Genomic DNA, 25353 nt, shown 5'->3' with positions numbered 1-25353 from the left:
GGCTGATATATTCTAATCGATTTAAATTTTCCAGTGCCATGGTGTCACATCAGGGACCAATCGCACGATATTGATTGGCTCCATATGTGCGCTTGACACTGGCGATTGCCGGAGGCTTGTCGGTGGACGGAGACTCCGGAAGCTTTCGCAGTTGCAGCATAGAACGTGAATGTGACGAAAGCTAAGGGAGAAATGGCGCGCTGTCTGTTGCCGCATGGGCCATGGCGGTCGGCCGTCTTATTAATTCCGGGAAGACATCAATGAGCGGGAAAAGCATGCGTCTGGAAAACAAGGTTGCCGTCATCACCGGCGCGGCATCGGGATTTGGCGAAGGCATGGCCAAGCGCTTCGCGCAAGAGGGTGCCAGGGTGGTTGTCGCCGATCTCAATGCCAAGGGCGCCGAGCGCGTCGCCAATGAAATCGGCGAGGCGGCGATCTGGACGCAGACCGACGTTTCGCTGCGCTCCGAGTTCGACGAGATGGTCTATGCCGCAAAGAGCGCCTTCGGCCGCATCGACATCATGGTCAACAATGCCGGTTACACCCATCGCAACGGCGACATGCTCAAAGTAGACGAGGACACTTTCGACCTGATTACCGCTGTCAATATGAAGGCGATCTATCACGCGGCCCTTGCCGTGGTGCCGATCATGGACCGGCAAGGCGGCGGCGTCATCTTGACCACGGCCTCCACCGCGGGCCTGCGGCCGCGGCCCGGCCTCACCTGGTACAATGCTTCGAAAGGCTGGGCGATCACCGCCACCAAATCGATGGCGGTGGAGCTGGCGCCCAAAAACATCCGCGTCAACTGCCTCTGCCCGGTCGCCGGCGAGACCGGTATGCTGGAGAAATTCATGGGCGCCGACACCCCCGAGATCCGCGAGAAATTCCGTGCCTCGATCCCGCTCGGCCGGCTTTCGACCCCGCTCGATATCGCCAATGCCGCGCTCTGGCTGGCATCGGATGAAGCCGCCTTCATCACCGGCGTGGCGCTGGAGGTCGATGGCGGCCGCTGTATCTGACCTGATCCGCGCTACGCATAGCTGTGGTTTGACTTGATCATCCGCGAGAAGGCATAAGCTGAAGGGCTTGGGAAATCTGGCGGCGCGATGAATGCGAAACTGCGGAAAATTCGCGAAAGCCTGAGGCAGCGCCTGATGGCTTACAGGGCAGGGCGCGCCCGCTCTAAAAGCAACGCGACCTTCATCGGCATAACCGGTAGCTCCGGCAAATCGACCGCGACGGCGCTGCTTGGTCACATATTGGCCGGCCATGGTTCGGTCCATGTTCAACCTCTTTTCCATTCGCTGAAGATGCTGTCGAGGATGCTTTCGCGCCGGATCGGCGGCGTGAACTACGTCGTCGTTGAGGTGTCAGCGTCGGCGATCAATTCCATCAAGCCGATGGCAGAAATGTTGCGGCCGCATGTCGCTATCGTCACCATGGTCCGGCTTGAGCATGTATCCAGTTTCAGAACCTTGGAGAATGTCGCTCACGAAAAAGGCGCACTCGTCGAGGCGCTGGAACCGGGCGGCCTCGCCGTGCTCAATGCCGATGATCCCAATGTGCTGGCCATGGCATCGGGAAGAGCACAACGCTTCGTCACATTCGGCGAATCCGAATCGGCCGACTACCGTGTCACCGAGGTCAGTGCCGGCTATCCCCGCATGCTCAGCTTCAAGTTACACTGGCGCGGCGGCACGCTCGACCTCAAAACCCCATTCCCAGGTGAGCATTTCTGGCTGCCGACGGCCGCAGCCGCGACTGCAGCCCTCGAACTTGGAGTGCCTCCGCAAACAGTGAGGGACAGGATCGAAACGTTCCAGCCCGTGGAAAACCGGTGCCAAGTGATCACCCCCGAGGGCGGGCCGCACTTCATCGTGGACTCTGTCAAAGCGCCTTGGCATTCGCTACCCCTTGCTTTGGATATGATGGCAAGATCTACCCTTGGCCAAAAGCGGATCGTGCTTGGCCAACTGTCGGACTTTACCGATTCGAACGCAAAGTATGCCCGCGCCTACAAAAGCGCGCGTGAGATCGCGAACCAGGTGATCTATGTTGGCGAGCATGCGCATCGCTCGAAGGCCAGCCAGGACGATCGCGACACCGGCCGCTTCGTCGAATTGCGCACGCCGAAAGAGGTCTCGGATTACATCAGGCGGGCGGCAGTGCCTGGCGAGTTGATCCTGCTGAAGAGTTCTTCCAATCTTCATCTGGAACGCGTCCCGCTCGCCTGGACACGCGATGTCCGGTGCTGGGTACCGGTATGTGGCAAAACCGAGGGATGCCAGCAGTGCGGCCTCTATGGAGTGCCCTTCGAACAACATCGGGAGTTTGTAAGGCAACGCAAATCGGCGCGTCGCCTGCAGCGTTTCCGGCGGCTCTTCAGCCGATGAGCTTGTATCGATCAGGCTCCGGAGAAATCCGTAACGACTTGAGACGTCGAGCGGCGCCATCGAACCCTGCAGGCTCACAAGTAGCAAGGCAGCAGGCGTCGCTTTGGGCGGTTGCCTGGCGGTTTAAGCCTCACGCGCCGGGCTTGATGTAGCTCTTGTAGACCCAGCCGTGCTTGCCGTTGTAGACGATCTCGCACCACTGCTTGCAGCCCATCAATTGCACTGAAGTCCGGGCGGGCACGGTGCCGATGGGGGTAGCCCCCTTCTTCGGGGCATTGCGCATGGTCACAGCCCGCAGCACGCGGCCGGTGCCTGCCGCCGCCACCTTTCGCGGCTTCGCTTTGGCCGCGCCATCGTCGCCTTGTGCATTCGCGGGTTTTTGTTCCGGCACTTGCGGCTGCGTCTCGGGGATGGCAGCGGTCCGCGCGCCATCGGGTTTGCCGCCATTCGCAGACGGCGCCGGCGCGGCAACCTTGGCAAGCTCGTTAACGGCATCGGTACTGGTTGACGGCTGCGCGAACGCCACTGCCTTGCCCGCCGCCGGCTCGGCCTGGTTGGCCGTTTGATTGGGGGCGGTGGAGGCGGAAGCGGGCTTCGGCTGTGCCTCGGTCCAGCGGGGATCGTTGGCCGCAAGCGCCTGTATGCTTGCTTTCGCCGGCGCTGCGGTCGATGAAACCTGGTCGGACTTGCGAGCCGGCACGACCGCCGCGGCCACCGTGGTTCCGGCGGGGACGATCTTCGTCGTCTTCACCGGAATGGCCGGAATGCTCTGTTCCTGGCTGGCGGCTGCCTGCCGCTCGCTCGTCGGCAATGCCAGCCAGAGCGCCACCGCGGCGACGCCAAGCAGCGCGGCGGTGCCGACCGCGGCAATCACCAGATGCGAGTTCGAACGGACTTCCTGCCAGAAGGACGGCCGCATGTCGTATCCAAACTGCATGGCAAAGCGCCGACGTTCCGGCGCACCGAAACTGAAGGGCTCTCTCACTCTCGCCACCTCCATAAGCGGGCCAATGTTCTTTCGATCGGTACCGGAAGTCCGGCGTCTGATCGGCATCGGTCCCTAAATCAACGCGGGCAAGCCCGCAGCAATCCCCGAATAATCGCCCAGAAGCGGAACCTTTCACCCGCGATTGTGGCATCAGTACGCCATTATAAGGGATTCTGCGCCATTGCCGGCATTTCCGCAATGTGCCGCTAGGGCAACAAATGTTACAATGAATATTACAATATTACATGGGGTCGTGATGGCGATCCGATCCCGCATGAGGCGCGTCGCGCCGAAACGGATTTCAGGCGACGCGCTTCAACCCTTACTTTGTGGATGTTGTTCTCCCAAACCTGGAGTCAGTTTTGGGGGGCAACTAGATCCTGTCGCGAAGCGCGAACCAGTTGAGCGCCAGGAAAAGCAGGGGCGTACGGAAACGGCGGCCGCCCGGAAATGGTGGAATTTTCAGGTCCTCGATCAGCTTCAGCCGGTTGCGGTTGCCGGCAACTGTCTCGGCATAGAGTTTGCCGAAGAAGTTCGACAGCATGACGCCGTGGCCTGAATAGCCGCCGGCCGAGATCACATTGGGCATCACTTCGCGCACGAACGGTTTCCTCGGCACCGTGATGCCGACATAGCCGCCCCAGCCATGCGTGATCTCGATATCCTTCAATGCCGGATAGAGCTCCACGATCTGGCGGCGGATATGGATGTGGATGTCCTTGGGGTCGTTGACGCCATAGACTTCACGTCCCCCGAACAGCAGCCGTCCATCCCTCGACTTGCGGAAATAGCGCACGACGAAGCGGGAATCGTCGACCGCTTCGCCGCCGGGCAGCACTTTCAAGTCCGCCCCCAAAGGCACGGTCGCACCGATGAAGGAACCGATCGGCATGATGTGCGCCGCACTCACCGGTTCGAGCGTGCCGCCATAGGCGTTGACCGCGATCAGGCATTTCTGCGCCGTCACGGTGCCTCTTGGCGTCGAAACCCTGACCTTGCCGCCGGTCGAAACGATGCCGGTCGATGGTGTCCCTTCGAACAGCTGCGCGCCGGCATGCGCCGCCACCCGCGCCGTGCCGATCACCAGCTTCATGGGATGGATATGGCCGGTGCCGGTGTCGCGCGTGCCGCCGAAATAGGCGGTCGAGCCAAGCCGCTCCGCCGTCTCCTTGGCATCCATGAACGAGATGTGCGGATAGGAGAAACGGCTGGCCATGATCTCCGCATGCGCCTTGTAATCGTCGACATAGCGAGGCTTGTGCGCCACGGAGAGCTGGCCCGGCATATAATCGATATCGATCTGGTTGGCGGCGGCGAATTCGATGAGATGCGCCTTCGCCTCCTCGGCAAGATCGAACAAAGCTTTGGCACGGGACAAGCCGTACTCCGCTTCCAGCTCTTCGGCCCAGGCGCGCTGGCCGGTGCCGAGCTGCCCGCCATTGCGCCCGGAAGCGCCGTCGCCGAAGCGATACGCCTCGATCAGAACGACATTGGTTCCAGCCTTGGCCAGATGTGTCGCCGCCGACAGCCCGGTAAAGCCGCCGCCGATAATGATGACATCGCAGGCCCGGTCGCCGTCGAGCGCCGGGTATTCGGGTCTAGGTCCCGCCGTGTCTTCATACCACGAGCGGCCGGGAGAAATGGGGGATTGGTAAGGCATGGTATTGTGAAGACTCGGGTGTTCGGAGGACGGTGCAGCCGATGGTGAGTAGTGAGTAGCCAGTAGTGAATAGGCTAGTGATGATTCTACTCACTACTCACTACTCACTATTCACTCAATCATCACACATTCAGCAACAAATACTCCCGCTCCCACGGGCTGATCACTTCCATGAAGGTCTCGAATTCCGCCCGCTTGATCGCTGCATAGGTGGCGGCGAAGGACTTGCCCAGCAATGCGCAAAGCTCCTCATCGCCCTCGAACAGGTCGACTGCTTCGAGCAGGCTGCGTGGCAGGTCGATCTCGTCCGCATTGGCGGTCGTCAGCACCGGAGGCTCGGCCTTGATCTTCCTGGTGATGCCGATCAGCCCGCAGGCAAGCGATGCCGCCAGCGCCAGATAGGGATTGGCGTCGGAGGACGGGATGCGGTTTTCGACGCGTCGCGCCGCCGGGTCGGAGCGCGGCACGCGGAACGCGGTGGTGCGGTTGTCATAGCCCCATTTGTTGTTGACCGGAGCCGAAGCCGCCTGCGTCAGCCGACGGTAGGAATTGACATAGGGCGCGAACATCACCAGCGCGTTCGGCACGTGCTTTTGCATGCCGCCGATGAAATGGAAGAACTCCTCGGTTTCCGAGCCGTCCTCGGCCGAAAAGATGTTCCTGCCTGTCTTCTTGTCGACGATCGACTGATGGATGTGCATGGCCGAACCCGGCTGGCCCTGGATCGGCTTGGCCATGAAGGTCGCGTAGATTTCATGCTTGAGCGCGGCTTCGCGAATGGTGCGCTTGAACATGAACACCTGGTCGGCGAGCTCGATCGGGTCGCCATGGCGCAGATTGATCTCGAGCTGGCCAGCGCCCTCTTCATGAATGAGCGTGTCGATCTCCAGCCCCTGGCTTTCGGAGAAATGATAGATGTCGTCGATCAGTTCGTCGAACTCGTTGACGCCGGCGATCGAATAGCCGGCGCCGCCGCCGATTGCGCGCCCAGAGCGGCCGACGGGCGGGGTCAGCGGATAGTCCGGGTCCGGATTCTTGCGCACCAGGTAGAATTCGATCTCGGGCGCCACCACCGGCCTCAGCCCAAGCTTGTCGTAGGCTGCAAGCACGCGCTTCAACACATTGCGCGGCGTGAATTCGACCGAGCGGCCATCCTGGTGGACGAGGTCGCAGATGACGGCCGCCGTCGGGTCTTCTTCCCACGGCACCACCGTCAGTGTCGAAAGATCCGGCATCAATTTGAGGTCGCCGTCATCCTCGGGATAGTGGAAGCCGTTGCCATCTTCGGGATAGCCGCCGGAAATCGTCGTCATGAAGACGGCCGAAGGCAGCGCCAGAGAGGTGTTGGAGGTGAATTTCTTCGACGGCATCATCTTGCCGCGTGCCACGCCTGCCTGATCAGGCGTGATGCATTCGATATCCTCGATGCCGCGCCATTCCAGCCATTCGCTGACTTCCTTCCAGTTCTTCACACCACGCAGGTTTTTCACGAAGGCAGGCGTGCGAGCCCGTCCTCCGCGGCTCGACGGACGGACTTCCTTTTTTGCAGGCGGCATCATTCACCAGATTGGGTTGCGGATTTCGGAGTATAGCCGTGCCCCACTGTGGAAGGGAAGGGGAGCCGCTGCCGGCATTTGCCGCCGCGGTTGAAAATCGTGCCCGGCTCGGCTTAGGCTCAGCCTGTCCCTGAACTCAAGAACTCGACGATGCGAACCAGTAGCGAAGTGACCACGATAGGATTCGACGCCGACGACACGCTTTGGCAGAACGAACAGTTCTTCCGCATGACGGAGAAGCGCTTCGCCGCCATGCTTGCCGACCATGGCGAGGAGAAGCAGATCTCGGCTCGATTGCTCGAAGCCGAACGGCGCAACCTTGCCGTTTATGGCTTCGGCATCAAGGGATTTACGCTGTCGATGGTCGAGACGGCGATCGAGGTCACCGACGGACGGGTCCCGGCTTCGGTCATAGCGCAGATCCTCGATGCCGGCCGCGAGATGCTGAGCCACCCGATCGAGGTCTTGCCGCATGTGCGTGAGACGGTGGAGAAGCTCGCCGGCGCATACCGCCTCGTGATGATCACCAAGGGCGATCTCTTCGACCAGGAGCGCAAGCTGGCTGGCTCCGGCCTCGGCGACCTGTTCGATGCGGTCGAGATCGTCAGCGACAAGAACGCCGCCACCTATGCCCGCCTCTTCAGCCGCCACGGCGACGGTCCGGCAAAGAGCATGATGGTTGGCAATTCGCTGAAGTCGGACGTGGTGCCGGCCATCGAGGCCGGCGGCTGGGGTGTCCATGTGCCACACGAGCTGACCTGGGTGCTCGAACATGTCGAGGCGCCGGTCGCCGACCCGCGATTCCGCCAGATATCCGACCTTGGGCAATTGCCCGAACTGATACAAAACATCACGAAGCGAGATTGATCGCGCTTTGGCTAGCGCCTGATCAGGCGATCGATCACGGGTTGCAGCCGTTCTGGCGTGATCGGCTTCGCGACCACGACGTCGATCACGCTCGGCAGGCCCAGGCTTTCCGGCGTGCCATTCTTGGTTGAAAGCAGGATGACGGGAGGCAGCGATTTGCCCGAGGCCCGCCGCAACGTTTCGATGCCGGACATCAGATTGTCGCAGTCCTTGTTGTCCGCGCCGCCGTCCAGGACAATCACGCTCGGCACAAGTGTTCGCAAGGTCTTGGCCGCCATGTCAGGCGATTCCGAGATTGGCCTGAGCCCGGATCGCTCGACGATCTTCGACACCACCACACGATTGATCGGCGATTTCCCGACAACAAGCGCTTGCGGGGGACTGCGGATCGTTTCGGCGCTTGAACCCTGGGTCACCAGATTCGGACGTTTTGCGGTCTCGTCCTTGCTACTCACTGGGCACCCAAGTCGGCCAAGAAGCTCGCCCCTATTTCAATGCAGAGTTGAAATCTGGGTGACAATTGGCGTGAGATCGCACCCCATGTCAAGTTGAAATAAAAGACCTTGGAGACGCCTCTTCCAACAGTGGAGTTAAGCAATAGTACTGTACTGTCCTGTCCACGCATTGGTTGCATAAAAATAGAATTCACCTGCGCATACGCTGCGCAGGTGAGAGGTCGGTTGCAACGATTGCCGGTCAGCCATGGCTCTGTTGTGTGACGATCACCGGGATCAGCAGATCGCCCCAATTGCCGTCGCCGCCATGGTGCCTGGCCGAGCGCACCAGCTCCACCGAGACGCCCGCCTCGACCGCCTTCATCACCGACTGGTTGAGCCTGTGCAGATCGTTGGCGAGCATGCGGATCGTCGCCTGCTGATCGACGCTCATCGTGGTCGATTGCTCTTCCGCCCGTTCCTTGACGCGGCTTATCGATGCCATTGGTCTTCTCCCGTTTCTGAGCCCTGCTGGGCGTTTCCTCTGTATTTCCGACCCGCTATTCGGCGGCCGGCTTGAATTGTGCGTGCTCGGTCGATTCATGCATGGCGGTGGTCGATGACTTGCCGCCGGTGATCGCCATCGACACGGCGTCGAAATAGCCGGTGCCGACCTCACGCTGGTGCTTCGTGGCGGTGTAGCCATTGGCCTCCGCGGCGAACTCGGCTTCCTGCAACTCGGAATAGGCCGCCATCTGCCGCGCCTTGTAGCCACGCGCCAGCTCGAACATGCCGTAGTTGAGCTGGTGGAAGCCGGCCAGCGTGATGAACTGGAACTTGTAGCCCATGGCGCCGAGTTCCTTCTGGAACTTCGCGATCGTCGCGTCGTCGAGATTCTTCTTCCAGTTGAACGAGGGCGAGCAATTATAGGCGAGCAGCTTGCCCGGATGGTGCTTGCGCACGCCCTCGGCGAACTTCTTGGCCTGCGCCAGGTCCGGCTTGGAGGTTTCGCACCAGATCAGGTCCGCGTACGGTGCATAGGCGACGGCCCGCGCGATGCAGGGCTCGATACCGTTCCTGACCTGGTAGAAGCCTTCCACCGTGCGCCCGGCATCGTAGTCGACGAAGGGCTGGTCGCGCTCGTCGATGTCGGATGTCAGAAGCTTGGCGGCTTCCGCGTCGGTACGCGCCACGACGAGCGTCGGCGTGCCCATCATGTCGGCCGCGAGCCGCGCGGCGTTGAGGTTGCGGATATGCGCGGCGGTCGGGATCAGCACCTTCCCACCGAGATGGCCGCATTTCTTTTCCGACGCCAGCTGGTCCTCGTAATGGACGCCGGCGGCACCCGCCTCGATGAACGCCTTCATGATCTCGAAGGCGTTGAGCGGCCCGCCGAAGCCGGCTTCCGCGTCGGCGACGATGGGCGCGAACCAGGTATCGACCGAAAGCCCGTTGCCCTCGGAGGTCTCGATCTGGTCGGCGCGCTGCAGCGTCCGGTTGATGCGCTTGACCAGCTCCGGCGCGGCATTGGCCGGATAAAGCGACTGGTCGGGATACATCGCCGAGGCGGTGTTGGCGTCTGCCGCGACCTGCCAGCCCGACAAGTAGATCGCCTTCAGCCCGGCGCGCACCTGCTGCATCGCCTGGTTGCCGGACATGGCGCCGAGCGCGTTGACGAAATCCTCCTCGTGGATCAGCTTCCACAGCCGGTTGGCACCCATTTCGGCCAGGCTCTGGCGGATCTGCACCGAACCGCGCAGCCGCTTCACATCCTCCGGCGAATAGGGGCGTTCAATGCCGTCGAAGCGACCTTCAGGCGCCGAGGGAACGAGGTTGTAAAAATCAGTCATGGGTCACTCCGAAGGATTGCTGTACTTTGTCCGCGCACCAATCTTTTGGCGAGCTGCGATATGACTGAATTTACATTGCGGCGCAAAATCAGCTAGAAAAATCAGCAATTACAGCCGGAGATAAGGGAAAATCTGTGTTGTGTTTGACAGATAGCCGCTGTAAATTTGTCATACTTGTAAAACCTGTGAGCGATGAATTATCGCGAATGCCGTGTAAATTCCTGTCAAGGACAGTCGATGGCTGACCAGAAGATTTTCGCGGGGCCGCGCATTCGCCGCATCCGCAACGCCAAGGGCCTCACCCAGACGGCTATGGCCGAGGGGCTCGGCATCTCGCCGTCCTATCTCAACCTTATCGAGCGCAACCAGCGGCCGCTGACGGTGCAGCTGATCCTGAAGCTGGCCTCCGTCTACAAGGTCGACCCGCATGAGCTGCAGGGCGAGGCGAGAGGGTCGGTCGCGGCCTTGAAGGAGGTGTTCACCGATCCGCTGCTGGTCGGCGAATTGCCGGGAGATCAAGAGCTGATCGAACTTGCCGAGGCGGCGCCCAACGCGTCGGCCGCGGTGATAAAACTGTTCCGCGCCTATCGCGAGCAGGCCGAGCGGCTGTCCGACCTCAACGAGCTTCTGGCGCGCGAGGGGCGGGCGACAGCGCTTTCGGGCGCCCGCTTGCCGATCGACGAAGTGCACGAGACCTTCGAGCGGCGGCCGAACCATTTCACTGCACTCGAGGAGGAGGCGGAGGCGTTCACCGCGGTGCTCGATCCCGGCGATGACCTGTTCGGAGCCTTGAAGGCCTGGCTGAAGCGCGAATACGGCATCGTCGTCAAGGTGCTGCCGGTCGCCACCATGCCGAACTGGCGCCGCCGCTACGATCGCCATTCGCAGCGCCTGTTCCTGTCGGAGCGGCTGTCGCCGTTCGACCAGTTGCGCGAAGTGGCGATGGAAGCCTGCCTGATCCGCATGACGGTCGCGGTCGCCGGTCAAATCCAGGCGCTCAAGCTGAGTACGGACGAAGCCCGTCGCCTTGCCCGCTTCGAACTCGGCCGCTATGCCGCGCATGCGCTGATGATGCCCTATCAGGCCTTTTATGCTGCCGCCGTCCGCGCGCGCTACGACATCGACGTCCTTCGCTCGCGCTTCGGCGTCTCGTTCGAGCAGGCGGCGAACCGGCTGACGATGCTGCAGCGGCAGGGCGCACTTGGCGTGCCGTTCTTCATGCTGGAGGTCGACAATGCGGGCAACCGCTTTCGCAGGGCCGGCAGCCAGGGCTTTCCGCACAGCCGCTTTGGCGGCGGCTGTCCGAAGCTGCCCGTGCACGTTGCCTTCACCCAGCCCGGGCAGGTCTTCGTCGAAGCGGTGGAAATGCCCGATGGCGCCGAGTTCCTGTGCCTCGCCCGCACGCTGGAGGGGCCGCAGGGCGCATTCTCGGAGCGTCCGCGCCGCACTGCGCTGCTGCTCGGTTGCGACATCGGCTTTCGCGACGACATCGTCTATGGCGCGGCGCTGCCCGGCGCCGCCGCCGGAAAGTCGGGAGCAGGCGCCGTCGTGGCGACGCCGGTCGGACCCGCCTGCCGGCTTTGCGAGCGCGTCGGCTGCCTGGCGCGTGCCGAACCGCCGGTGACACGCCCGCTCGGCCTCGACGAGATGGTGACGGGCCTGAGCGCCTTCGACTTCCAGTAACGCGGCAGCAAAGGTGCCATAATCGTCGCCTGTGTCTGGATCACCCGCGGCTCAAGTCCTTGCGTTACGCGAACAGGGCAGTTCTTTGTCGTCCCTTGCGCATCGTCCCGTCCACAAAAGCTCGACAGTCGCGCCCATGACAGACGCAGCATCATCACCGGCCCTTGTCGCTTCGACCGCCTCGCCGCGCGAGGAGCGCGTCGGGATGCTTCTGGTCTTCCTCTCGGCGCTGATGTGGAGTTTCGGCGGTACCATCGCCCGCTTCATCACCGTCGGCGACAGCTGGACGGTTATCTTCTGGCGCTCGGTTTGGGCTGCCGCCTTCCTGCTCTCCTTCATGGCCTGGCGTGATGGCTGGCGCGGCATGCTGAGATCGTTTCGCGACATGGGCCTGCCCGGCCTTGCCGTCGGCTTCTGCTTCGCCATCGCATCGACCTCCTTCGTCGTGGCGCTCGCCTACACCACTGTCGCCAACATCCTTTTGATGCAGGCCGGCGTACCGCTTCTGGCGGCGCTGTTTGCCTGGGCGCTGTTTCGCGAACGGGTTGGTGTCGTGACCTGGGTGGCGATTGCCGCCGTCATCGCCGGCGTCGCCATCATGGTGTCGGAATCGCTCAATGGCGCCGTCTCGCCCATGGGCGACGGGCTGGCGCTGCTGATCGCGTTCATGTTCTCGATCGCCACCGTCATCACACGGCGGTTCGCCAGCGTCAGGATGACTCCGGCGACCTGTCTTGGCACGATCCTGGCCGCGGGCCTTGCCGCCTCGCAGGCGTCGACATTCACGGTCTCAGCCGGCGACATGGGCTTTCTCTTCGCGTTCGGCGTGGTCAATCTCGGCATCGGTCTTGCCTTCTTCGCCACCGGCGCGAGGCTGATCCCGGCTGCCATCGCGGCACTGCTTGGCACTTTCGAGCCGATCCTTGGGCCGATATGGGTCTGGCTCATCCATTCCGAAGTGCCGTCCGGACGCACCATCATCGGCGGCGCGGTGGTGGTCACGGCGCTGCTCGTCCATATCGGTCTCGAGTTCAAACGCCAGGCACGGCCGCGGCGAGCAGGCGTCACCGGGGTGCCGTCGCCGAATTGATGCGGGCGCCGATGCTTTGCCATTGACAACCTCGCTGCCGCCCGGGCAGGCTGGGAACACGGCAACAACAAGACAGGCGTATCTTGCCAAGTCTCCCCGGCGGCCCGATCGAGACCGGACCATATTTCTGTATTTCTGTCCGCGCGGCGGCGAAAGCTTCTGACGGCATCGCGATTCCTTCCAGTCCGGGTCAATTGCGTGGCCGCGACCGGCGCGCCAATCGCCGCTTGTTGTCCCCTGGAAAGCTCAATAGTCTGAAACAAATGCCCGGTCGCGCGTCGCGACGAGCCGGCGATGGAACACTCACCAAAGGAGAATAGCATGATCCGCAAAGCGCTCTGGCTTTCGGCGACCTCGGTATTTCTGACATTGTTCACGCCCGCCGGGCATGCCGAGGATCGCGTCGTCAATGTCTTCAACTGGTCGGATTATATCGACAGCTCGATCATCGACGATTTCACCAAGAAGACCGGCATCAAGGTCGTCTACGACACGTTCGATTCCAACGAGATCCTGGAAACCAAACTGCTCGCCGGCGGCAGCGGCTATGACGTCGTCGTGCCGAGCGGCAACTTCCTCGCCCGCCAGATTCAGGCCGGTGTGTTCCAGAAGCTCGACAAGTCGAAACTGCCGAACCTCTCCAACATGTGGGACACGGTTTCCGAGCGAACCGCCAAATATGACCCCGGCAACGAATACTCGGTCAACTACATGTGGGGCACGGTGGGCATCGGCTACAACACGAAGAAAGTGCAGGCTGCACTGGGCACGGACAAGATCGACAGCTGGGACGTGTTCTTCAATCCGGATAGTCTTGCCAAGTTGAAGGACTGCGGCGTCTACGTGCTGGACTCGCCGGCCGACATCATACCGGCGGCGTTGAAGTATCTGGGTCTCGACCCGAACAGCACCTCGCCGGACGATATCGCCAAGGCCGAGGAAGCTTTGCTCAAGGTCCGTCCCTACATCAGGAAGTTCCATTCGTCCGAGTACATCAACGCGCTCGCCAACGGCGACATCTGCCTCGCGGTCGGCTGGTCTGGTGACGTGTTCCAGGCCCGCAACCGCGCGGTCGAGGCCAAGCAAGGCGTTGAAATCGGCTATTCCGTGCCGAAGGAAGGCGCACAGATGTGGTTCGACCAGATGGCGATCCCCGCCGATGCGCCGCATGTCGCCGAGGCACTTGAATTCATCAACTACATGATGACGCCCGAAGTGATCGCCAAATCGTCGAACTACGTGCTCTATGCCAACGGCAACAAGGCATCGCAGCAATTTGTCGACAAGGCGCTGCTGGGGGATCCGGCTGTCTATCCGGACGACGCGACCTTGCAGAAGCTCTACACGGTCTCCCCTTACGATCCCAAGACACAGCGTATCATCACGCGCAGCTGGACCAAGATCGTCACCGGCCAATAAGCATCTGAAGCGACCCCGACAGACAACTGCCGGGGTCGCTCATTTTGGGGCACGAAGCAAGAAACAGCACGGAGTGGGGATATGAAATCGCTTGGCAGCATCCGCAGGGATTTCGCGCCATGGAACGATCCGAACGCCAAGCCATACATCCAGTTTGACAACGTCACCAAGAAGTTCGGTGACTTCACCGCCGTCAACAATCTGTCGCTGACGATCTTCGAGCGCGAATTCTTCGCCCTGCTCGGCGCCTCCGGTTGCGGAAAGTCGACGCTGCTCAGGATGCTTGCCGGCTTCGAGGAACCGACGGCCGGCCGCATTCTGCTCGACGGCCAGGACCTGCGCGGCATTCCGCCCTATCGCCGGCCGGTCAACATGATGTTCCAGTCCTATGCCCTGTTCCCGCATATGACGGTGGAGAGCAACATCGCCTTCGGCCTCAAGCAGGAAGGCATGCCCAAGTCCGATATCGAAAAGCGCGTCGCCGAGATGCTGAAGCTGGTCAAGCTCGAGCAGTTCGCCAAGCGCAAGCCGCACCAGCTTTCCGGCGGCCAGCGCCAGCGCGTCGCGCTCGCCCGCTCGGTCGCCAAGCGGCCGAAGGTGCTGCTGCTCGACGAGCCGCTGGGGGCTCTCGACAAGAAGCTGCGCGAGGAGACCCAGTTCGAACTGATGGATTTGCAGCAGGAACTTGGGCTGACCTTCGTCGTCGTCACCCACGACCAGGAAGAAGCGATGACCATGGCCGATCGCATCGCCATCATGGACAAGGGCGAGGTCATGCAGGTGGCGACGCCGGCGGAAGTCTATGAAGCCCCGGCCTCGCGCTTCGTCGCGCATTTCGTCGGCAACGTGAACATGTTCGAGGGCAAGGTCGGCGAGCGGTCGGCCAACACCACCCGCATCACTGGCGCCACAGGTGCCCAGATCGTCGTTGAAAACAGCGCCGATACCGCAGCCGGTTCCGACATCGTTTTCGCCATCAGGCCGGAGAAGATCAAGGTGTCGTCGAAGAAGCCGGTGGACGCTGTCAATGCGTTGGAAGGCGAGGTCTACGACGTCGCCTATCTCGGCGACATGACCGTCTACCACATCAGGCTGGATGACGGGCAGATCATCAGGGCAAGCGCGCTCAATGCGGCGCGGGTGACCGACGATCCGCTGACCTGGAACGACCGCGCCTGGGTGTCCTTCCGGCCCGACGCCGGCGTCGTGCTGGCGCGGTAGGGGGTTGATATGTCCAACATCGCTGTCACCGATGCCGCCCGACCATCGACCGTCGCCAAGCCGTTCCTGACGCGGCTGGGTGGCGGCTTCGTCAACCGGCTCGTCATCATCGTTCCTTACCTCTGGCTGCTGTTCTTCTTCCTCATCCCCTTCATCATCGTCTTCAAGATCTCCCTGTCGCAGACGGCGATCGCCATGCCGCCCTACACGCCGGTGCTCGATTTCAGCGATGGCGTCTCCGGCTTCTTTGCCGGGTTCCGCGACCTCAATTTCGACAACTATGTCTGGCTGACGCAGGACGCGCTCTATTTCAAGGCCTATGTGACGAGCGTCATCATTGCCGCCATCTCGACCGTGCTGACACTGATCGTCGGCTACCCGATCGCCTATGGCATGTCACGTGCGCCGGCCACCATCCGCCCGACCTTGCTGATGCTGGTCATCCTGCCGTTCTGGACCTCGTTCCTGATCCGCGTCTATGCCTGGATCGGCATTCTCAAGCCCGAGGGCCTGCTCAACCAGCTGCTCTTGTCGCTGCACGTCATCAACCAGCCGCTGGTCATCCTCAACACCTACACGGCGATCTTCATCGGCATCGTCTATTCCTATCTGCCGTTCATGGTGCTGCCGCTCTATTCGTCGCTGGAGAAGATGGACTATTCGCTGATCGAGGCGGCCAAGGATCTCGGCTGCCCGCCGACATCGGCTTTCTGGAAGATCACCTTCCCGCTGTCGCTGCCCGGTGTCATCGCCGGCTGCCTGCTGGTGTTCATCCCGGCTGTCGGCGAGTTCGTCATCCCCGATCTGCTCGGCGGATCGCAGACGCTGATGATCGGCAAGACGCTCTGGAACGAGTTCTTCGCCAATCGTGACTGGCCGGTGTCGTCTGCCGTGGCCGTCATCCTGCTGTTGTTGCTGACCGTGCCGATCATGCTTTTCCAACAAGCACAGGCGCGTGCCCAGGAGCAGGGCAAATGAACGCCACCTGGAGCCGCTTCAACGTCACCTCGATCGTGCTTGGCTTTGCCTTCCTCTACCTGCCGATCGTGCTGCTCATCGTCTTCTCCTTCAACGAATCCAAGCTCGTCACCGTCTGGGGTGGCTTCTCGACCAAATGGTACGTGTCGCTGTTCCACAATCAGGGCCTGATGGACGCCACCTGGGTCACGGCGCGTGTCGGCGTCATTTCGGCGACGGTGGCGACCGTGCTCGGCACGCTGGCGGCGCTCACCCTGACGCGCTACACCCGCTTCCGGGGCAGGGTGCTGTTTTCCGGCATGGTCTTCGCGCCACTGGTCATGCCGGAAGTCATTACCGGCCTGTCGCTGCTGCTGCTCTTCGTTGCCGTCGGCCTCGACCGCGGCTTCTTCACTGTAACGCTCGCCCACATCACGCTCACAATGTGCTTCGTGGCCGTCGTGGTGCAATCGCGCCTGGTCTCCTTCGATCGTTCGCTGGAGGAGGCGGCAATGGATCTCGGCGCAACGCCGGCGAAGACCTTCTTCCAGATCACGCTGCCGGTCATCCTGCCGGCGATCGTGTCAGGCTGGATGCTGGCCTTCACGCTGTCGCTCGACGATCTTGTGATCGCCAGCTTCACCTCTGGCCCGGGCGCCACGACGCTGCCGATGAAGATCTACAGCCAGGTCCGCCTCGGTGTGACACCGGAGATCAATGCCGCCTGCACCATCCTGATCGCCGTCGTCGCGGTCGGTGTCATCGTCGCCTCGATCGCCAATAAGCGGCGTGAGGTGCAGCGTCAGCTCGACGAACAGGCTGCGCAGCGCGGGTGAGCATCTCGACAGCGTGCCCTCGGGCTTGGCCCCGAGGGTGACACCGGTTTTCGGACGATACGATGTTCAACTGAAGGAAAGCGCGTTTCTATTCGCCCGAAACACCGCGGCTTATCGGGGAAATGAACGGTGTGCTCCAGGTTCCGCCGACGAAGAAGGACGACTGGTTGGGCCCCTGCTGGCCGTTCTTCTGCGCCGCCTGGTCAGGCTGGATGACCCCGCCCGACAGTGCCAGCCCACGCCCCGCATAGGAGGCGATGCCGGAAAGCCAGATCTTGTATTTCGCCGAATTGGCTTCGGCCTTGTCCAGCCTCGCCACGCCGCGTGAAATGGTCGCCTTCACTTCAGCGCCGTCGATCGGCAGTGTCCCGTCCGAGACATCGTCGAGCGCGAAGAAGCCGCCCTGTTCTGTATGCTTGAGAAAGGCAGGCAGGTTGAACTTGCTGAGCGCGCCGGGCCCGAAGGTCGCCGTGACCGAGCCGTCGGCGTTTTCAAAGATCGAATCCCAGGTCCTGCCGGGTCCCTTGAGGATGACCGAAACGGTGCCCGTGCCGACCGGCACCAGCCGGGTCATCCCGGCCGCCGTACCGAACGCGCCGCCATCGACATCGGAAGCAAGCAGCCGGATCTCGACCTGGGTGCCCTCGGGCTTGCGGTCGAAACGAAGGCTGGTCTGGATGTTGCCGCCAAAGGCCGACGCGTCGGAGATATCGAAGACTGAAAGACCGTCCTTGACCTGGGCGGTGGCGGCGACGTCGGCAAGCTGGATGGAACCGGCCGTGGCATGCGCCGCCGACAGTCTGAGGTCGAGATTGACCCGATCGGCGAAGCTTGTGTCGACGTCACCCGGTCCAGTGCCGCTCGCCGGCCCCAGCGGCGTGAAGGCGGACAGGAACGATCTGAGGTCGAGCGTATCGAAGGCTAGCGTGCCCGATATCACCGGCTGGGCGTCGCCAAGCGACAGGTCCAGTGCGCCCATACCCGGATTGTTGTCCAGCGCCAGCGCGGTGTTCTCGAATTTGACGCGTCCGGCCGACGCCGTGACCTTGCTGGAAATGCTGACGGAACCGATCGCTGCGCTCGGCGCGATGCCGGCCTGTGACCATTCCAGCACGCGGCGCAGCGAAGGTGCCGCGAACTTCACCTGGCCGTCGAAATAGGCGTTCTGGGACATGTTGGCGGTGCCGTCGAAGGAGAAGGTGGCGGGCGCAGCCTTGAAGGTCAGGGTGAGCGGCGCCATGCCGCCGGCAAACAGCACCAGCGGCTTCGGCGAGGCAGCGTCCAGGGCCACGCTTTCGCCACGCCAGATACCGGTTGCCGACAATGTCGCATTGCTGTTCATCGCCGCCCAGGTCGCTTGGCCGCTAAGGCTGCTGAGGATCTCCACGTCCTTGCCGTTCACGGACGCCACCATGCGGCCGTCCCTGAATTCGACCGTGCCGAAGGCGTCGGTTGGCAGCTTGTCGAGGTCGGGCTTGGCGGGATCGGCATTGACCACGCCGCGCGCCGTGTCGATGGAGCGCGCGATGCGCCCGCCCGTCGGCGCGGTGGGCAGGAACAGGCCATCGGCCGTGCGCTGGACCCGGATCGTCGGACGCACCAGCCGCGCCGTGGAAAACGCCACGTCGCCCTGCAATGCCGCCATGGCCGAGAGGTCGATTTCCACCCGTTCGGCTTCGACGACCGGCGGTGCGTCGGTGTCCGTCCACCTGGACAGCGTCACATCGGTCAGGATTGCCCGGAATTTCGGCCAGACCTCGATGCGCGGCGAGCCTTCGATGGCGACCCGGAAGCCGCTCCACGCGCTCATCTCCCAGGCGATGCGGTCGCGCACGATGCGCGTCGAGGCGATCAGCGGCAGCGCGGCGACCACCAGAGCAATGACGATCACGGCAGCGCCGATCGCCCATACTCCGCGGCGGATCAAGGATGATGGCATCTCGCCCTATATGCTTCCGTTCCGATCAATTGCCCGACGTGTGTAACCCCAGTCGTCACTACGACTTAGGACTGAGGCATTTCAAGTCTTTATGGCCCGGCGATGGCATTTGCGCACACCTGGTCGCTTCGGCCCAACAAAATCTTGCTCTGCTGCGCTGCGATATGCATAAGCGATGACGACCGTGGGAGGATCGATGATGGCTGCCGAAGTACCGCTCTGGACCCCGACGCAAGACCGGATCGACGCTTCGCCATTGACGGCTTTCCTGAAGGCCGCGGAGGCGAAAGCCGGCGCCACATTCTCCTCCTATACCGACCTTCACCGCTGGTCTATCGAGGATCGCGAGGCGTTCTGGAGCCTGATGTGGGACTTTTCCGGCATCGTCGGCGACAAATGGACCAATGGCGGCGAGCGTGTGCTGGCCGATGGCGACAAAATGCCGGGTGCCTCGTTCTTCCCCGACGCGACGCTGAATTTCGCCGAGAACCTGCTGAAGAAGACCGGCGCCAGCGAGGCGATTGTCTTTCGCGGCGAGGACAAGGTCGAGCGGCGGTTGTCCTGGAATGAGCTGCATGGCCTGGTCTCGCGTCTGCAGCAGCTCTTCCTGTCGCTCAAGGTGAAGAAGGGCGACCGCATTGCCGCGATGATGCCCAACATGCCGGAAACCGTCGCGGCCATGCTGGCGGCGGCCTCGATCGGCGCGGTGTGGTCATCCTGCTCCCCCGATTTCGGCGAGCAGGGCGTGCTCGACCGCTTCGGCCAGATCGAGCCTGTCATCTTCATCGCGCCCGACGGCTATTGGTACAATGGCAAGGCGATCGAGGTCGCCGACAAGGTCGCGGCGATCGCGGCCAAGCTCGGCAGTGTCCGCAAGGTTCTGCTCGTCGATTATCTCGGGACCTCGACCGACGTGGCCGCGATCATCGACAAGGCCGTGGCGATGGAGGAGGCGCTGGCGCCCTTCGCCGTCAAGCCCGTCACTTTCGAGCGGCTGGCGTTTTCGCATCCGCTCTACATCCTGTTTTCATCCGGAACCACGGGCATTCCCAAATGCATCGTCCATTCGGCCGGCGGGACGTTGATCCAGCATGTCAAGGAGCACCGGCTGCATGCCGGGCTCGTCGACGGCGATCGCTTCTTCTATTTCACCACCTGCGGTTGGATGATGTGGAACTGGCTGGTGTCGGGCCTGGCGTCCGGTGCGACGCTGCTGCTCTATGACGGCTCGCCCTTCTACCCTAACGGCAATGTCCTGTTCGACTTCGCCGACGTCGAGAAGATGACCTTCTTCGGCACTTCCGCGAAGTTTATCGATTCCGTGCGCAAGGCCGGTCTCAAGCCGATCGGCAGCCACGATCTGTCGACCGTGCGGGCGATATCCTCCACCGGTTCGCCGCTGTCGCCCGAGGATTTCCGCTTCGTCTACGAGGGCATCAAGAAGGACGTGCATCTGGCCTCGGTTTCCGGCGGCACCGACATCGTCTCGTGTTTCGTGCTCGGCGTGCCGACCGAACCGGTCTGGACCGGCGAGATCCAGGGCCCTGGCCTTGGCCTTGCTGTCGATGTCTGGGATGACGACGGCAAGCCGATCCGGCAGGAAAAGGGTGAGCTGGTCTGCACCAAGGCCTTTCCGTCCATGCCGATCGGTTTCTGGAACGACCCCGACGGCAAGAAATACCAGGCGGCCTATTTCGAGCGTTTCGATAATGTGTGGTGCCATGGCGATTTCGCCGAATGGACCGAGCACGGCGGCATGATCATCCACGGCCGCTCCGACGCCACGCTCAACCCGGGTGGCGTGCGCATCGGCACGGCGGAGATCTACAACCAGGTCGAACAAATGCCGGAAATCCTGGAAGCGCTGTGCATAGGACAGGATTTCGACAATGATGTGCGCGTCGTGCTGTTCGTGCGGCTGGCCGCGGGCGTCCAGTTGGACGAGGATCTGGAAAAACGCATTCGTGCCAAGATCCGCGGCGGCGCCAGCCCCCGCCATGTCCCGGCCAGGATCGTCGCCGTGTCTGACATTCCCCGCACCAAATCGGGCAAGATCACCGAACTCGCCGTACGCGACGTGGTGCATGGGCGCGCCATCAAGAACAAGGAAGCGCTTGCCAATCCGGAGGCGCTGGAGCTGTTCCGCAACCTGCCGCAGCTTGCCGAATGACCGGTCCGTCATGGTTAACGGATTATGTCTCGAGAATTTACCTAGATTTCACGAGTGGTACACATTCGTAAATTTTTTGGCGGCCCGGTAAGGACTTGTTAAGGCCCGACCCCGATAGTCGCATGTAACTTGAGGGAGAAATCCCGTTCCTCAGCCCCCGGAGGATCTGAATTCGCTCAAGCCCCCGTTGTGACAGCAATCCCATCTCTTAAGGCGTCCTTTGGGCGCCTTTTCTTTTGGAGCGCTATTCCGCGAGCACCCGGGTCGAGGGAAAAGCGACCTCGACGAGCGTGCCTTCGCCCGGTGTCGAATTGATGGTGAAGCGAGCGCGGTTCGCTTCCACCATCGCCTTGGTCAGCGGCAGGCCAAGGCCGGTGCCGTCGCCGCGCCCGCGCTTCAGCGCATTGATCTGCTTGAACGGCTTCAGCGCCTGTTCGATCTCGGCCTGGCTCATGCCGATGCCGGTGTCGCGCACCCGCATGACGACATCCCCCGAGGTCTCGTAGGCGGTCGAGACGATCACCTGGCCGCCGGCCTGGGTGTAGCGGATGGCGTTCGACAGGATGTTGAGTGCGATCTGGCGCACGGAGCGCAGATCCGCCACCACTTCCGGCAGCCGCGAGGCAAAGCTGGAGCGGATGATGACACGTTCGCGGTTGGCCTGCGGCTGCATCATCGCCACCGTCTCGGCCAGCGTGTCGTTGAGCGACACCGCCTCATAGGCCATTTCCTGCTGGCCGGCTTCGATCTTCGAGATGTCCAGCAGATCGTTGACGAGGTCGAGCACATGGTTGCCCGAGCGGTTGATGTCACGCAGATAGTCGCGGTAGCGGTCATTGGCGACCGGCCCGAACTTCTCGTCGACCATCAATTCGGAAAAGCCGATAATGGCATTGAGCGGCGTGCGGATCTCGTGGCTGATGCGAGCCAGGAAATCGGTCTTCTGCGAGGACGCCCGTTCGGCCACTGCGCGTGCTTGCGTCAAATCCTCCTCGGCTCGCTTCCACTGGGTGATATCGCGCACCACGGCACAGAAGCCGCTGTCGTTGGGCAGCCGGCCGATGGTCATGAACAGCGGGATGAAGCGCCCCTGCGCTTCGCGCCCGATCACCTCGCGGCCGTCATTCAGGACGCTTGCCACGCCGGGCTCGGACAGGCCGGTGAGATAGTCACGTGCCGCGCGCTGGCTTTCGATGGCAAACAGCGAGGCGAATGGCTTGCCGGTCACCTCGTCGCTGTCGAAGCCGAACAACGCTTCGGCCGGGCGGCTGATCGAGCGGATGGTGCCGTCGCTGCCGATCAGCACGACGCCGTCGGTGGCGGTATCGATGATGGTGCGCATCTCGGCGATGCGTGCCTTGAGTTCGGAAATGTCGGGCTGCGTCGGCTCCTCGCCGACCACGTGAAGGGCCGCCGGCGCGTCATCCTCGCCGGAACGGCGCACGACCAGCATCAGGGCCTTGCCGTCGCGCCAGGGCACGGAGCGCAGGATGGCGTCGATCGGGAATTCCTGGCCATCGCGCGTCTTCAGCCGCAGCGACCGGTCGCTCCCGTCGGAGGCGCCGTCATCCCCATAGGGATCGGCAAACAGCGCGCCCAGGCCGCCCGCATCAGCGAGGTCCTCGAGTGCTGGGTAACCGGTCAGGTTCAGGAACTCATCGTTCGCATAGTGCAACTGGTCGCCCGAATGGATGAGCAGCGGCACCGGCAGCTTGCCGAGCAGCAAGGTGTCCGGAGCCTTGCTTTCGTCGCCGACGGAAAAGGCCGACGGCACGAACCCTTCGGTCTTGAGCGGCGGCACCCGCAGGCGAGGACGTTCAGCCAGGCTATCGACGGTGTCGGCTGCACTGGCGGCTTCACCGGTGAGTGCGGCGGCCTGCTCATCTGCGGCCGCGGCTTCCTCGCCGTCGGCCCAGTCCTCATTGTCCTCGGCATCGCGAAAATCGGCCGATGTCATGCTGTCGTCGTCCTCGACGGCATCATGCGTGGCGTCTTTGGTACCAGGTCCTTCGGCCGCGACCGGCTCGGTCCCCTGCGGTTCCGCCACAGCGGGTTCTGAAACCGGGGGCTCGTCATTGTTCGCGACAGGACCGGGTTCATCATTCCGGTCGGCGTAGTCAAGCAACGAACCGCTCACACCAGGCAAGGTGCCGACGGGTTCCACATCATCCACTTCATCCGGGTGACCGCCATCAAGCCGTGCGAGATCCGCCTCGTCCTCGGCATCGGTCTCGGCTGGCTCGGCCAGCGCCGCATCCTCCTGATCCGGCACGGCATCAGGCGTCGCCGCGACCTCGCCGGCGGGTTCGATCGCAGTCTCCGTCTTCGCGGCCGGGGCCTCCGCCGTGGGCTCAGCCGGCGTGTTGATCGCCGGTTCCGTCGGGCTTTCGATGCCGGGCTTGTCGGTTTCCGGCGGCTCGGCCGGCGCACTCTCCTTCTTCAGCCGCTCGCCGATCTCACGGAAGGCGCTGCGCTCCAGTGTCGACAGTCCCTTGTCATTGGCCGGTTGCCGGTGTTCGGCCAGCCGGATGACCTTGTCGGCAAAGCGCCGCTCCTGTTTTGGCACGATGGTCAGCGCCGGCACCTCGCCCTTGAACGGGTCCGCGTTCGGCTCCTCGGCCTTCGGCTCTTCGGCGGGAGCTTCGACGGTTTCCGGCACGGACGACGCTGGAGCCTGGCCATTGGGTACGAGGGCCATGCCGATCGCTTCCGGATCGACGACCGCGTCGCTGGCGCGGGCAACGCCGAAGCCGCGAAAACCCTCGAAGGCACGGCTGCGGCCATAGACAGGCAAAGCCGCGAGGTCGACGGGAATCTTGAGGTCGGTGCCGACCACGGGCCACAGCACGGAGCGGCCGGACCAGGTGTCGCGTCGCTCCAGCAGGCCGGCTATCTCGCCGGACGCGTCAAGGCCGAAGGTCGCCGCGACATCCCTGAAACGCCGGCCGATCACGTCGGCGGCCGGCTTGCCGACGATATCGGCGAATTCCGGCGACAGCGCGCTGAACCTGCCCTCGGCGTCGGTGCGCCAGACAAAGCGCATCGGCGCCGCCGAGCGGTCTATCGTCCGGGCGGCCGAGCTTGTGGCCGGGACAGCCGGGGAGGCGGCCTCGTCTTTTTTCGCGCTGTCCACCGAAGCCTCGGTGCCGATTGCTTCGGCCACGGCTTCTGGCTCCGGCCCGGCTGGCGCGTCCTCCTCACCCGCATTGAAGTACCAATGATCATGCTGTGCAGTCGTGCCGCCCGCCACCGGCCGATCATTGTCGGCGGCAGCTGGTGTTGGCCCGGCAGGAGAGAGGGCTGGCTGCTGCTCAGGCGCGGCGGTGCCCGTCGGTCCCTCGATCGCTTCTGTCTGTGAAACATCCGCCAGCGGCTGATTGTCCTGGTGAGACTCGGATTCTGCGGAAACGCTCTTGGCCGCTGTCGTCGCGCCGCCAGTCTGGTTGGCGGGGCTTTCCGTCGCCTCGGGCACTCCGTCCGCCGAAGCTTCTGCGGCAGGCACGCTGTCCTCGAGCTGATCCTCGTCGATCACCACCAGGAGATGCCGCTCCGGCGTCAGCCGCGCCAGGCCGGCCGGGTAGGAGGTGCTGCCGCCTGGAACGAGGCGCTTGACGATACGCTCGCCTTCGGCGGTCACATCCGCCACCAGGGCGGCCAGCGTCGCGGGCTGGATGCCGAGCCTCGAAAACCCGTCCGATGCCGCCTCGACATTGCCCCCCGCGTCGATGAAGGCGATGAAATGGCCGTCTTCGGTGAAGCCGCCGATCGCCCGGCTGGCGATCTCGGCGGCACCGCGTGAGCCTGTCTGCGCCGCCGGCACCGCCAGCATGATCGCTTTCTCGCCATCGGGCAGCGCCACTGCACTGGCAAGGAAGCTGACAGCGCGGCTGGTCATTCCCGTTGCCAGCCGCACCATGATGGCGCGATCGCTGCCGATCTCGGGAAAGCCGCTGGTCGCCATGATCTGGCGGCGGGCGATCAGCGGCAGCCGGGCCGAGGCGCCGATGATCGCTTCAATGTCGGGATAGCCGAACACGGCTGCGCCCGGCCCGTTGGCCCAGATTACATGCTCCAGGTCCCCCGACAGGATCGCGATCGCGTCGCCGGCGGCAAAGCGCTGGCGGACCGCATCGAGCACGGCGACGTCGAGGAAGGAATATTCGGACGGCATGCGCTTGGCGAACCCTCACGGAGCGGCGAAAATTGCAGTTAACGCTTTGTTAATAAAAGCCGCAGCCACGAAGGTCCACAAGCCAGAACGTGCAAAGGCTGGAATTTGGGCTCTTG

The 25353-nt window shown here is 62.9% G+C and carries 18 protein-coding genes; 10 read left to right on the top strand and 8 right to left on the bottom strand.

Annotation, left to right across the window (positions count from 1 at the left end; all coding sequences use genetic code 11):
• Window positions 1-275: 275 nt before the first annotated feature.
• Together MesoLj_RS32660 and MesoLj_RS32655 are read left to right on the top strand one after the other, a co-directional pair.
• Window positions 276-1022, top strand: coding sequence for an SDR family oxidoreductase (locus tag MesoLj_RS32660; RefSeq protein WP_140775209.1), 747 nt, complete (start codon window positions 276-278; stop codon window positions 1020-1022).
• A gap of 87 nt (window positions 1023-1109) precedes the next feature.
• Entirely contained in the window at window positions 1110-2396 is a 1287-nt protein-coding gene (locus MesoLj_RS32655; RefSeq protein ID WP_202323917.1) for a Mur ligase family protein, read from the top strand.
• Window positions 2397-2526: 130 nt separating this feature from the next.
• On the opposite strand, the gene MesoLj_RS32650 is transcribed toward MesoLj_RS32655, so the two are convergent.
• From MesoLj_RS32650 to MesoLj_RS32640, 3 genes are all read right to left on the bottom strand, one after another.
• Entirely contained in the window at window positions 2527-3381 is an 855-nt protein-coding gene (locus MesoLj_RS32650; RefSeq protein ID WP_244735243.1) for an SH3 domain-containing protein, read from the bottom strand.
• A 376-nt stretch (window positions 3382-3757) separates the two neighbouring features.
• Window positions 3758-5044, bottom strand: coding sequence for an NAD(P)/FAD-dependent oxidoreductase (locus tag MesoLj_RS32645; RefSeq protein WP_202323916.1), 1287 nt, complete (start codon window positions 5042-5044; stop codon window positions 3758-3760).
• Between the two features lie 122 nt (window positions 5045-5166).
• The gene (locus MesoLj_RS32640) at window positions 5167-6603 is read right to left on the bottom strand and encodes a glutamine synthetase family protein (RefSeq protein WP_181180057.1); all 1437 of its coding nucleotides are present in this window, start codon (window positions 6601-6603) and stop codon (window positions 5167-5169) included.
• 147 nt (window positions 6604-6750) lie between these two features.
• On the opposite strand from MesoLj_RS32640, the gene MesoLj_RS32635 reads away from it, so the two are divergent.
• The gene (locus MesoLj_RS32635) at window positions 6751-7467 is read left to right on the top strand and encodes an HAD family hydrolase (protein WP_202323915.1); all 717 of its coding nucleotides are present in this window, start codon (window positions 6751-6753) and stop codon (window positions 7465-7467) included.
• A gap of 11 nt (window positions 7468-7478) precedes the next feature.
• On the opposite strand, the gene MesoLj_RS32630 is transcribed toward MesoLj_RS32635, so the two are convergent.
• The 3 genes from MesoLj_RS32630 to aceA all read right to left on the bottom strand — a co-directional run bounded on the left by MesoLj_RS32630 (window position 7479) and on the right by aceA (window position 9751).
• Window positions 7479-7856 carry a response regulator gene (locus tag MesoLj_RS32630; RefSeq protein ID WP_446720342.1) on the bottom strand — a complete coding sequence of 126 codons (378 nt, stop codon included), beginning with the start codon at window positions 7854-7856 and terminating at the stop codon, window positions 7479-7481.
• A gap of 307 nt (window positions 7857-8163) precedes the next feature.
• Window positions 8164-8406, bottom strand: a complete 243-nt coding sequence (locus MesoLj_RS32625; RefSeq protein WP_006202762.1) for an SMc00767 family acetate metabolism repressor — start codon at window positions 8404-8406, stop codon at window positions 8164-8166.
• Between the two features lie 55 nt (window positions 8407-8461).
• The gene (gene aceA, locus MesoLj_RS32620; RefSeq protein WP_202323913.1) at window positions 8462-9751 is read right to left on the bottom strand and encodes an isocitrate lyase; all 1290 of its coding nucleotides are present in this window, start codon (window positions 9749-9751) and stop codon (window positions 8462-8464) included.
• 237 nt (window positions 9752-9988) lie between these two features.
• Here aceA and MesoLj_RS32615 point away from each other — a divergent pair, with 237 nt between their 5' ends.
• The 6 genes from MesoLj_RS32615 (at window position 9989) to MesoLj_RS32590 (ending at window position 16957) form a co-directional block, all read left to right on the top strand.
• On the top strand, window positions 9989-11434 hold the full coding sequence (locus tag MesoLj_RS32615) for a helix-turn-helix domain-containing protein (protein WP_202323912.1): 1446 nt from the start codon (window positions 9989-9991) through the stop codon (window positions 11432-11434).
• A gap of 136 nt (window positions 11435-11570) precedes the next feature.
• Window positions 11571-12524 (top strand): DMT family transporter, encoded by a 954-nt coding sequence (locus MesoLj_RS32610; RefSeq protein WP_202323911.1) that lies wholly within the window; start codon window positions 11571-11573, stop codon window positions 12522-12524.
• A 321-nt stretch (window positions 12525-12845) separates the two neighbouring features.
• Window positions 12846-13943 carry a polyamine ABC transporter substrate-binding protein gene (locus MesoLj_RS32605; RefSeq protein ID WP_140774841.1) on the top strand — a complete coding sequence of 366 codons (1098 nt, stop codon included), beginning with the start codon at window positions 12846-12848 and terminating at the stop codon, window positions 13941-13943.
• An 81-nt stretch (window positions 13944-14024) separates the two neighbouring features.
• Window positions 14025-15164, top strand: coding sequence for an ABC transporter ATP-binding protein (locus MesoLj_RS32600; RefSeq protein ID WP_202323910.1), 1140 nt, complete (start codon window positions 14025-14027; stop codon window positions 15162-15164).
• A 9-nt stretch (window positions 15165-15173) separates the two neighbouring features.
• Window positions 15174-16142, top strand: coding sequence for an ABC transporter permease subunit (locus tag MesoLj_RS32595; protein ID WP_202323909.1), 969 nt, complete (start codon window positions 15174-15176; stop codon window positions 16140-16142).
• Window positions 16139-16957 (top strand): ABC transporter permease, encoded by an 819-nt coding sequence (locus tag MesoLj_RS32590; protein ID WP_140774844.1) that lies wholly within the window; start codon window positions 16139-16141, stop codon window positions 16955-16957. The genes MesoLj_RS32595 and MesoLj_RS32590 overlap by 4 nt, the downstream gene beginning before the upstream one ends.
• 88 nt (window positions 16958-17045) lie before the next feature.
• Here MesoLj_RS32590 and MesoLj_RS32585 read toward each other — a convergent pair whose 3' ends face one another.
• On the bottom strand, window positions 17046-18896 hold the full coding sequence (locus MesoLj_RS32585) for an AsmA family protein (protein WP_202323908.1): 1851 nt from the start codon (window positions 18894-18896) through the stop codon (window positions 17046-17048).
• A gap of 199 nt (window positions 18897-19095) precedes the next feature.
• On the opposite strand from MesoLj_RS32585, the gene MesoLj_RS32580 reads away from it, so the two are divergent.
• The gene (locus MesoLj_RS32580; RefSeq protein WP_202323907.1) at window positions 19096-21066 is read left to right on the top strand and encodes an acetoacetate--CoA ligase; all 1971 of its coding nucleotides are present in this window, start codon (window positions 19096-19098) and stop codon (window positions 21064-21066) included.
• A gap of 244 nt (window positions 21067-21310) precedes the next feature.
• Here MesoLj_RS32580 and MesoLj_RS32575 read toward each other — a convergent pair whose 3' ends face one another.
• Window positions 21311-25237, bottom strand: coding sequence for a PAS domain S-box protein (locus MesoLj_RS32575; protein ID WP_202323906.1), 3927 nt, complete (start codon window positions 25235-25237; stop codon window positions 21311-21313).
• Window positions 25238-25353 lie beyond the last annotated feature (116 nt).

Source organism: Mesorhizobium sp. 113-3-9, from assembly GCF_016756515.1.
GTDB lineage: Bacteria > Pseudomonadota > Alphaproteobacteria > Rhizobiales > Rhizobiaceae > Mesorhizobium.
The sequence above is the reverse complement of the archived record's forward strand: the minus strand, read 5'-3'. Positions and strand labels throughout refer to the sequence as shown.